Here is a 9,772-nt window from a genome sequence, read left to right on the forward strand (position 1 = left end):
GCATAGCTGTCCTTGAAGATGCCACCCGTGCACGCGCACTCGCCGACTGCGACCACCAGTTTGGGATGTGGCGTCGCTTCATACGCTTGCCGTACCGCTTCCTTCATGTTCAGCGTGAGCGGGCCTGTGACCAGCAGCATGTCCGCATGCCGGGGGCTCGCGACAAACCTGATACCCAGACCTTCGATGTTGTAGTACGGATTGTTGAGCGCATGGATTTCCAGTTCGCAGCCGTTGCAGGAGCCCGCGTCGATCTCGCGAATGCACAGCGCCCGCCCGAGCACGTCGAGGATTTCCTGCTGGATTCGCTGCCCTTCGGCGCGCCATGCATCATCGCCCTCGGGCAGGCGCTGAGTCGGCGCATCGGTTCTGGCGATCTGTGTGAGAAGTTGCCACATTACAGGTCGTGTCCGGCGTAGTTCAGATTGAATGACTTGTTGATCAGTGGGAAATCAGGAACGATATTGCCGATGATCGCGTGCTCCAGGGCTGGCCAGTCATGCCATGACGGGTCATGGCAGTGGCAGCGCGAAATGGTACCGTTGGCGCCGGTCTCGAGAGCGATCAATACGTCGCCGCGCCAGCCTTCGATCCAGCCCACCCCATGGGAGGGCGAACTGTCGCGTCCGATCCGCGTGACAATGTCACCACCGGGCAGGTCGTTCAAGAGAGCCCGGATCAGCCGGATGGACTCGTAGATCTCATTGAAGCGGACAGCGACCCGGGCCGCCACGTCACCCCGGTCATCGCTGACCATCTGCACCTGAACCTCGTGGTAGGGCGCATAGGGATGGTCGACGCGCACATCGATTTTCCGGCCGCTGGCTCGCCCGAGCAGCCCGCAGACACCAAAGTGCTCAGCCACCTTCACGGAGAGTACGCCCGCACCCGCAAAGCGATCCTGCAGCCCCGAGTGATCGTCGTAAATGCCTTGCATCACACGAACCTGAGCGCCAACCTGATCGCACTGCGTCAGCATCGCGGCGACGAGGCGCGCATCGACGTCCGTTGCAAGGCCACCGGGCACAATGCGGTCCATCAGATAGCGGTGACCGAAAACCCGGTCGTTCAGTCGAAGCCAGTCTTCCTTGAGGCGGGAAAATTGCGCGAGGCCGTACGCAAATCCGGCATCGTTACCCAGTGCCCCAAGATCGCCCAGATGGTTGGCGATGCGCTCGCGCTCGAGCAGCAGCGCACGCAGCCACTGCGCGCGTGGCGGAATACGCGCGTCCAGCGCCCGTTCGACCGCCATGCAGTATGCCCACGAGAAAGCGACGGTCGTGTCCCCGGCGATCCGTCCCGCCAGACGATGCCCGAGCAGCAGCGGCGTCTGTTCGAACAGCTTCTCGATGCCCCGGTGCGCATAGCCCAGCCGCTCTTCGAGCCGCAATACTTTTTCACCGACGACCGAGAAGCGGAAGTGTCCCGGCTCGATCACGCCGGCGTGAATTGGCCCAACGGCGATCTCGTGTACACCGTCGCCTGCGACCTGCACAAACGGATAGTCCTGTTCCCGGGGCTCGAACCGTTCCGTCCCGGAGGACTGCTTCTTCAGCGGGTGGTAGTCGGCGGGCCAGTTGCCGTGATTCAGCCACGGCCGCGTATCCTCGGCACCGATGGCGCGCAGCCCAAGCAGATCATGGACGGCCCGCTGCATACGCGTCGCACACGGAAAGATGGTCGACAGATCGGGGTATCCGCCGCCGCCGTCCTGCCGCGTCTCGATCGGCAACTGAAGCCACAGGAGGCCGTCTTCCAGCGCGTAGGCTGCGGAGATCGTGAATGCGCCCGCGGCGGTTTCGGCGCCCCACAGGGAGATCAGCCGGCCGCCGGCTTCGCGCACCGTCGTGGCGGCGCGGGTCCAGGTGGCGGAACCGGTTCGCGCCAGAAAAGCTGACGACCTGCCGGTAAATGCGGACAGGCGGATCAGATCAGGAAACCCGAATGCCTCGATATGCATGTTTCACCCCGCGATCATGGCCGCCGCCTGCCGATACCACGTTGCAAGATACGGCGGAATGTAGAGTCCCAGCATCAGTCCGAAGCCGAGATGAACGAACACCGGCAGCAACGCTGGCGGGTGTTCAAGCGCTTTTGCCGTCGTCTCGCCGAACACCATGCCCTGCACGCGCACAAAGATGGCCGCAAACGCCGCGGCAAGCGCGAACAACAGGAAGGGCGTCGCCCACGGCAGTTTGCTCATCGCGGTCGTCAGGATCAGGAACTCGCTCGCGAACACGCCGAATGGCGGCATACCCAGGATCGCCAGTGTCCCGAGCATCATGCCCCACCCAACGGTTGGGCTCACGCGTAGCAATCCCCGGATGTCGTCGATTGCCTGGGTGGCCGCCTTCTGCGCGGCGTGTCCGACGGTGAAGAAGATGGCCGACTTGACGAGCGAATGAACGGTCATGTGCAGCAGACCCGCAAAGGTCGCGGTGGGGCCGCCAAGACCGAAAGCGAAGGTCATCAAGCCCATGTGCTCGATCGACGAATACGAAAAGAGCCGTTTGACGTCTTTCTGCCGGAATAGCGAAAAGGTTGCAACCAGCACCGAGATCAGCCCGAACCCGACCAGCAGGTGCCCCGGCAAACCATTCTGAAGCGCGCCGTCGGCCAGCACCTTGCATCGCAGCACAGCATAGAGGGCGACGTTGAGCAGCAGGCCAGACAGTACGGCCGAAATTGGCGTCGGGCCTTCGGCATGCGCGTCGGGCAGCCAGTTGTGCATCGGCACGAGACCGACCTTGGTGCCATAGCCGATCAGCAGGAACACGAACGCGAGCGACATGATGGTCGGATCGAGACTCCCCTTGACCGCGTTCAGACTGGTCCAGAGCAGCGCATCGCCGCCGCCGAGCTGCCGGCTCGCGGCGAGATAGAGCAGGATCGTGCCGAATAGCGCCTGCGCGATGCCGACGCCGCAGAGAATGAAATACTTCCACGCGGCTTCGAGGCTTGCCGCCGTGCGATAGACGCTGACCAGCAATACCGTCGCGAGTGTGGCGGCTTCCATCGCGACCCAGAGGATGCCCATGTTGTTGGTGAGCAGCGCGAGCAGCATCGCGAAGATGAACAGCTGGTACATGCTGTGATACAGGCGCATGCGAGGGCCGGTCATCTTGCCGCGATCGCGCTCGATCCGCATGTAGGGTCTTGAAAAGATCGAGGTGGTCCAGCCGACGAAGGCGGTCAATGCGACCAGAAACACATTGAGCGGATCGACGAAAAAAAGCTTGCCCAGTGCGAAGGCCGGTCCGTGCGCCACGGTTTGCGCGGCGAGCAGTATGGCCGCGACAAAGGTCAGGAAACTGAACCCGACGTTCAGGCCCGGCGCGACATGGTGGTGGCCCGCAAGCGCAAGACACCCGCCGGCCAGAAGCGGAATGCCGAAAACCAGCAGCAGTACCCAGGCTTCAGTCATCTTTGAGTTTTTCGAGGTGGTGAATGTCCAGACTGTCGAACTGCTCGCGGATCTGGAACATGAACACGCCAAGGATCAGGATGCCCACCAGCACGTCGAGCCCGATACCGAGTTCGACGATCATCGGCATGCCGTTCGTCGCCGCCGCCGCGGCGAAGAAGAGCCCGTTCTCCATCGACAGGAAGCCGATCACCTGAGGGATCGCTTTCGCGCGCGTGATCATCATCATGAACGACAGCAGCACGCAGGCGAGCGCGATGCCGAGCGTGCCGCGCGCGACCGACGAGGCGAGCTGGCTGATCGGCGACGCCACATTGAACGCGACGATCACGAGCACGATGCCCACCAGCAGGGTCGCCGGGATATTGAGCAGCGGCTCGACGTCCGCTTTCACGTTGAGCCGCCGCACCAGCCTGTAAAGAATCCAGGGAATCAGCCCGACCTTGAGCACCAGGGTGAGTGCGGCGGAGACATAGAGGTGGGCGTCGGTTGTGACGAATCCGAGGATCAGATTGGCTGACACGAGTGTCATGCCTTGCAGGGTGTAGAGGTGGATCAGGGAGATCATCCGGCGCTGGCTGAGCATGGCAAACGACAGCAGCAGCAGGATGGCGGCCAGCAAGTTGATGATCTGCGTCGCGTAGCCGTGCATTCACGCCCCCAGCAGGAAGTGGACGAGCATCCCGATGACGGCCAGCAGGAACGCGGTTGCGAGAAACTCCGGCACACGGAAAATGCGCATCTTCGCGTTGCCCGTCTCGACGACCGCGAGCGCCGCGCCACCCACCAGCAGCTTGACGAACAGCGCCGGTATCGCGAGCAGCAGCGCCAGCGGATTGCCGGCTTCGGCAATCCCCCACGGGATGAACAGCGCGAGGCCGATGCAGGAATACGCGAACAGCTTGAGACTGGCGGCCCACTCCATCAGCGCGAGATGCCGCCCGGAATACTCGAGGATCAGCGCCTCGTGAATCATCGTCAGTTCAAGGTGCGTGGTGGGGTTGTCGACCGGCAGGCGCGCGTTCTCGGCGAGCGACACCATCGTGAACGCGATTCCCGCGAATGCGAGGCTCGGGTAGATCGCCAGCTCGCGATGGCTGAGCGTCGCGACGATGCGGGTCAGCAAGGTGGATTGCGTAATCAGTGACGCCGAAAAGAGCACCATCAGCAAGGCGGGCTCCGCGAGGAAGCCCACCAGCATTTCGCGGCGCGCGCCCAGTGTGCCGAATGCGGTACCGATGTCCATCGCGGCCAGCGAAATCACCACGCGGGCCAGCGCGAAGAGGCCCACCAGGGCGATCGCATCGGCGGCAGGCGACAGCGGCAGGTCGGTGGAAAGCGTCGGCACGATCGCGCAGGCAAGCGTCATGCACGCCCAGACGACATAGGGCGCTCCGCGGAACACGGGGCTCGCATGAGCGGCGACGACCGACTCCTTGTTGAACAGCTTGTGAAGCATCCGGTAAGGCTGCCAGATGCTCGGCGCGCGGCGGTTCTGCAACCGGGCACGGCACATGTTGACCCAACCCGTCAGCAAAGGCGCAGCGGCCAGCGCGAGCAGGATTTCAAGTCCCTGCGAGAGCAATCCGGAGAGTGTGATCATCGTCTCACCAGCATCAGCAGCACGATCAGCACGAGAAAGCTATGCATCAGATAGACGGCGATGCGGCCGGTTTGCAGTAGCCCGGCCAGTGCGGTGACGCGCCTGACCAGCCGCTCCAGCGGCCGATAGATCAGGCTCCACGTACGATCCGTCACGACAACGCTGTACTGGGGTTTTTTGTCGAGAGGAGAGGGAAGCTGCCGCTCGATGCTGAACAGGGGCGCGAAGATCTCGCGAATCGGCTGCCCGAACCCTTCGGCGGTGTCCTGCATGCGCGCGTTGACGAACGGATAGCCACAGGCCCATGGCGCGGCTCGCCGCAGACGCCCGTGATAGAGGCGGCGGACCAGCAGCCACGCGAGCCCGCAACAGGCGAAGAAGAACAGCAGGAAAACCGCTGGCATGTAGCTGGCCCGCTCGACGCTGATGGGTGCGAGCAGCAGCCAGCCATGCCGTGCCACCGCGGGTCCGATGCCTGCCCCCACCAGCAACTGCGTGACGCGATCCAGAACGACCACAAACTGCACCGGCAACAGACCGAGCAGCACGCATATCGCTGCCAGCCACACGAACCCGGCCCGCTCCCACGGGCTCGCGTCGCGTGCTTCGCGAAGCTTTGTCTCGCGAGGCTGGCCAAGAAAGACGATGCCGAAAAACTTGACCATCGTGTAGCCCGCGAGCGCGGCTACCAGCGCTATCAGGGCGGCGACGAGCGGCACCACCATATTCAGGAATGGGTCCGGCAAGCCCGGCGTGAACAGGAAGCTTTGCAGCAGCAGCCATTCGGAGACAAAGCCGCTCAAGGGCGGCAGGCCTGCACTGGTCAGCGCGCCCACGAGAGCCGCCCATGCGGTCCACGGCATGAAGCGGATCAGGCCGCCCAGGCGCCCGAGATTGCGTTCTCCCGTCGCATGCAGTACCGAACCCGTTCCGAGGAAAAGCAGGCTCTTGAATGTGGCGTGGCTGGCGATCTGGTAGAGCAGCGCCGTCAAGGACAACGCCGCCAGCGCGTTCATGCCGTACGCGCGAAACAGGATCGCCAGTCCCATGCTGACGAACATCAGGCCGATGTTGTCGATTGATGAATACGCGAGCAGCCGCTTCATGTCCGTCTGGATGGCGCTGAACACGACCCCGAACAGGGCGGTAAAGAGCCCGAGCATCAGCATGAGCACGCCCCACCAGGCAATCTGCACGTGCAGCAGGTCGAACACCGTGCGCAGCACGCCGTACAGGCCGGCTTTCAGGACGAAGCCGCTCATGAGGGCCGATACCGGTGAGGGTGCCGCCGGGTGCGCTTCCGGCAACCAGACATGCAGCGGAAAGATGCCGGCCTTCGTGCCGAAACCGAACAGCGCCAGCAGGAACGCAATGGATGCCCAGACCACGTCCAGATGCTGCTGACGCATGCTGGCGAACGTATAGTCGCCGGTATTGGCCTGCAGCAGGCCGAAGCACAGCAGGAGCGCCAGCGCGCCGACGTGGGAGATCAGGAAGTAGAGCCAGGCGGCCCGGCGAATCTCCGCAATGCGGTGATTGGTCATGACCAGGAAGGTGGCCGACAGTGTCATCGTCTCCCACGCGACCATAAAGCAATAGGCATCGTCTGCGAGCAGCAGCACCGCCATGCTCGCGAGGCACACGTGATACTCGAAGCAGATGAGTCCGGGAGGCGTGCCCTCACCCTTGCGGAAATAGCCGGCGGAGAACGCGCTTACCCCCGTGCTCACCACGCCGAGGACAGAGAGGAAATAGGCTGACAGGCCGTCAAGCCGCAGATGAAACGGCAGGCCCGGCAACCCGAGCGGCAGGACGGCTTCCTGCGGGCCCGCGAACACGCCAGTCAGGCCCAGTCCGGACAGGAACAGGCCGAACACAGCACCCACTGGGAACAGGCCATGCGCCACCACGCGGGTCCGACGAAGGGCGACAAGCCCAAGCATTCCAACGACCAGCCAGCCCGCGACGACCAGCAGCACGTAATGGACGACCAGCAAATGTGCCATCGGCGTTGTCTCCAGTGCCGTCAGATGTCTTGTTCAACGGCCAGTGTGGCGGACGAAGGGTATCCCGAAACCGGTTCTACCCGGTGGTGACGTTCCATTTTTTTGACATACCGGCACAGGTCAAGCCCCATCGATTTCGTGATGGCTTCGGCGCGGACATAGAGGTCCTGCCATCCGGGTACGATCGCCTGTCTGACGCCGATGGCAATCGTGTTGCCTTCGCGTTGCGCCATGGTGCGGAACAGTTTTCCGTCGCACGCACGGCGTATCCGGTCGAGGTGGGTGGGTAGCTGCGAGTCGTTGTTGAGCAGGTTGGCAACCAGCACGCCTTCTTCACGCAGCGCAGCATGGCAGCAGTCGTAAAAGTGCTGGCTCGACAGGCTGGCAGGCAGACCAGAGGCGTTAAAACCGTCGAGCAGGATTACATCCGCGATGCCAGTTCTGTCCGGGAGATATTCGGCGGCGTCGGCGTGCACGATCCGGAATCGTTCCGAATCAGGCGGAATGTAAAACCACTCGCGTAGTGAGATCACTCGCTCGTCGATTTCCACCGTGGTTACCCGTGCCGACGGAAACTTGCGGAAGCAGTATTTCGACAGTGATCCTCCGCCCAGACCCACGATCAGGATGTCCCTGGGGTGGGGGTGAAAGAGCTGGAACGACATCATGGCCCGCGTGTACGACAGATCCAGTTCGAACGGATCACGCCTGCGCATTGAGCTTTGTATTCCGCAGGCATCGAAACACAGCGACCGCGTGCTCCGCCCCTCGTGTACTACTGGTTTTCCATACGCCTTTCCCCACCGCTCCGCCAGGGCCTGCCTGAACTGATTGTGATCGGCCGACAAGTCAATGTTCTCCTGAAACTGCGCAGATGAGTTGCCACGAAACGCGGTCACACGGCGACTGGGTTGTCACGTCAACCTTAATGGATAAGGCCGTGGGATGCGGGCGTGAATGCGGGCGCGGCACCCACGTCCTGGCACTTTTCAAACACGACAGCGCGTGCGCGAGCCCTTGAAGAAAGTCGTCAAACGTCATGGCACTTCTCCCCAATACGGCGCGCCCGTAGGGCCGGCATCCCGCCAGTTGCCGGACTTCGTTCTCTTGCCGCTACGAACCACGTCGCCCCTGGGTCGTTGCCGCTGCGAACACAATAGAGGCTTTCCTGCCTGTTACTGGCCCCGTGGAGGCTTCGCCAGGAGCATCAAGTTACCAGTTAATGATAATTGCGTTATCATCCTAGCAGCTTTGTTGATCTGATTCCATACGCGATGATCCGCCAGCGTGCGCGAAGAACGTGCCGTGTTCGCCCGGGGTTACCAAGGATGCAGGATTTCACCCTGCGTGTGGAAATTCAAAATCCCACCTGCTGCGCCGGTGCCGGCTTTTGTCCAGGCGCACCTGGACTGACGAACACACGGGTTGATACCTGATGCCAGCACACTATTTTCGGGCGCTGACCGGAAAGGACCGCAGTTCCGGGGCCGACAGGCAGCTCGGCTTCTCGCTCGCGTTCGTGGCTGGCGCAACCAACGCCGGCGGCTTCCTGGCGGTGAAGCAATACACGTCCCATATGAGCGGCGTGATATCGGCAATTGCCGACCAGACTGCACTGGGCGACCTCTCGCTGGTTCTGGCGGGCGCCGGATCGCTGATTTCGTTCATGTTCGGCGCTGCCAGTTCCGCGATGCTCGTCAATTGGGGGCGGCGCCGGCGGCTGAACAGTCAGTACGCGTCGCCGTTGCTGATCGAGGCGCTTCTGCTCCTGTGCTTCGGATTGCTCGGCGGCCATCTGGCGATGTGGGAGACCCTGTTCGTGCCGGCGACGGTCGTGCTGCTGTGCTTCATCATGGGGCTGCAGAACGCAATGATCACCAAGCTGTCGGGCGCGGAAATCCGTACCACCCACATGACCGGCATCGTGACGGATATCGGCATCGAGCTTGGGAAACTGTTCTACTGGAATTCCTCCAGCGTCGACCCCGCGGAGCCGTTTGTGCTGGCGAACCGGACGCGGCTGAAAGTGCACGGAACGATGCTGGTCATGTTCTTCGTCGGTGGCGTCACGGGGGCGATGGGATTCAAGCATATTGGCTACGCCTCGACGGTGCCTCTCGCGGGCGTGCTGATTGTGCTGGCCATTGTTCCTCTCATCGATGACCTGCGCGCGCAGGTCTACCGGCTTGATCGTTAGGCAGCGGGCACAAACCACACGGCAGACGACCATTCGGACCCGGCATGCGCCGTCAATCCGGAGTCACTCGACTTGCTGCGGCGCAACCACCCTTCAGGTCACGCACCTGCGCATTGGAGAACCGGCACACCGGCCGGCCGGATCCTTCGGGTGAGTAGTGTAAAAACATGATAATATAATTATCATTGATTTATGCTGTTATGGTAATAACATGGTGGTTACAGGCAAGAATCCTGTTAATCACGTTGCTGGCCGGGCATGCGCGAGACGGGGCGAAGGCCCGGGCGAGGCAGGGAGGTCGATGTGATTGATGCAAGTGTTCCGCTGCTGTCCCACGACTACACGTACCGGTATCTGAGGGACGTAATGGGTCGTCGCGGACTGATCGTCATCGGCGTGGGCAAGGCGGGTGAACGCGGATTCCAGATGCTGTACCGGTTTTCTGATATCTGTGACCGCCTGGAAGCGTGCGGGGTGAACGTCATCTTCGTCTATCAGAAGCAATCGGCTCGCCACGTCCAGGACGCGACCTCGCTGTCCGG

At 62.3% G+C, this 9,772-nt stretch carries 8 protein-coding genes and 1 pseudogene; 2 read left to right on the forward strand and 7 right to left on the reverse strand.

What is annotated here, in order from left to right; genetic code table 11:
- From F6X42_RS40635 to F6X42_RS40665, 7 genes are all read right to left on the reverse strand, one after another.
- On the reverse strand, positions 1-398 hold a 398-nt coding region (locus F6X42_RS40635), incomplete at its 3' end, for an NADH-quinone oxidoreductase subunit B family protein (RefSeq protein ID WP_187639436.1).
- A complete protein-coding gene (locus F6X42_RS40640) occupies positions 398-1,960 on the reverse strand; it encodes a hydrogenase large subunit (RefSeq protein ID WP_187639437.1) in 1,563 nt (520 codons plus the stop codon). The genes F6X42_RS40635 and F6X42_RS40640, both read right to left, overlap by 1 nt.
- A 3-nt stretch (positions 1,961-1,963) precedes the next feature.
- Positions 1,964-3,424: a hydrogenase 4 subunit F gene (locus F6X42_RS40645; protein WP_187639438.1), complete on the reverse strand. Its 1,461-nt coding sequence runs from the start codon at positions 3,422-3,424 to the stop codon at positions 1,964-1,966.
- Entirely contained in the window at positions 3,417-4,076 is a 660-nt protein-coding gene (locus tag F6X42_RS40650) for a formate hydrogenlyase (protein WP_187639439.1), read from the reverse strand. Before F6X42_RS40650 ends, F6X42_RS40645 begins: the two co-directional genes overlap by 8 nt.
- Entirely contained in the window at positions 4,077-5,027 is a 951-nt protein-coding gene (locus tag F6X42_RS40655; protein ID WP_187639440.1) for a respiratory chain complex I subunit 1 family protein, read from the reverse strand.
- The gene (gene hyfB, locus F6X42_RS40660; protein WP_187639441.1) at positions 5,024-7,033 is read right to left on the reverse strand and encodes a hydrogenase 4 subunit B; all 2,010 of its coding nucleotides are present in this window, start codon (positions 7,031-7,033) and stop codon (positions 5,024-5,026) included. The genes F6X42_RS40655 and hyfB overlap by 4 nt, the downstream gene beginning before the upstream one ends.
- Positions 7,034-7,053: 20 nt before the next feature.
- Positions 7,054-7,881, reverse strand: a complete 828-nt coding sequence (locus tag F6X42_RS40665; RefSeq protein WP_187639442.1) for a fused MFS/spermidine synthase — start codon at positions 7,879-7,881, stop codon at positions 7,054-7,056.
- 587 nt (positions 7,882-8,468) lie between these two features.
- Here F6X42_RS40665 and F6X42_RS40670 point away from each other — a divergent pair.
- Positions 8,469-9,230, forward strand: a complete 762-nt coding sequence (locus F6X42_RS40670; RefSeq protein WP_187639443.1) for a YoaK family protein — start codon at positions 8,469-8,471, stop codon at positions 9,228-9,230.
- Positions 9,231-9,488: 258 nt separating this feature from the next.
- Positions 9,489-9,772 (forward strand): annotated as a pseudogene (locus tag F6X42_RS40675) (hypothetical protein); the annotation flags it as partial.

The sequence above is a fragment of the Paraburkholderia podalyriae genome, from assembly GCF_014397785.1.
GTDB classification, from domain to species: domain Bacteria; phylum Pseudomonadota; class Gammaproteobacteria; order Burkholderiales; family Burkholderiaceae; genus Paraburkholderia; species Paraburkholderia podalyriae.

Excerpts from the sequence above, each read along its gene's own strand:
- F6X42_RS40655 (WP_187639440.1), bottom strand. The coding sequence starts at position 5,027 with ATGATCACACTCTCCGGATTGCTCTCGCAGGGACTTGAAATCCTGCTC.
- F6X42_RS40650 (WP_187639439.1), bottom strand. The coding sequence starts at position 4,076 with ATGCACGGCTACGCGACGCAGATCATCAACTTGCTGGCCGCCATCCTG.
- F6X42_RS40645 (WP_187639438.1), bottom strand. The coding sequence starts at position 3,424 with ATGACTGAAGCCTGGGTACTGCTGCTGGTTTTCGGCATTCCGCTTCTG.
- F6X42_RS40670 (WP_187639443.1), top strand. The coding sequence starts at position 8,469 with ATGCCAGCACACTATTTTCGGGCGCTGACCGGAAAGGACCGCAGTTCC.
- hyfB (WP_187639441.1), bottom strand. The coding sequence starts at position 7,033 with ATGGCACATTTGCTGGTCGTCCATTACGTGCTGCTGGTCGTCGCGGGC.
- F6X42_RS40640 (WP_187639437.1), bottom strand. The coding sequence starts at position 1,960 with ATGCATATCGAGGCATTCGGGTTTCCTGATCTGATCCGCCTGTCCGCA.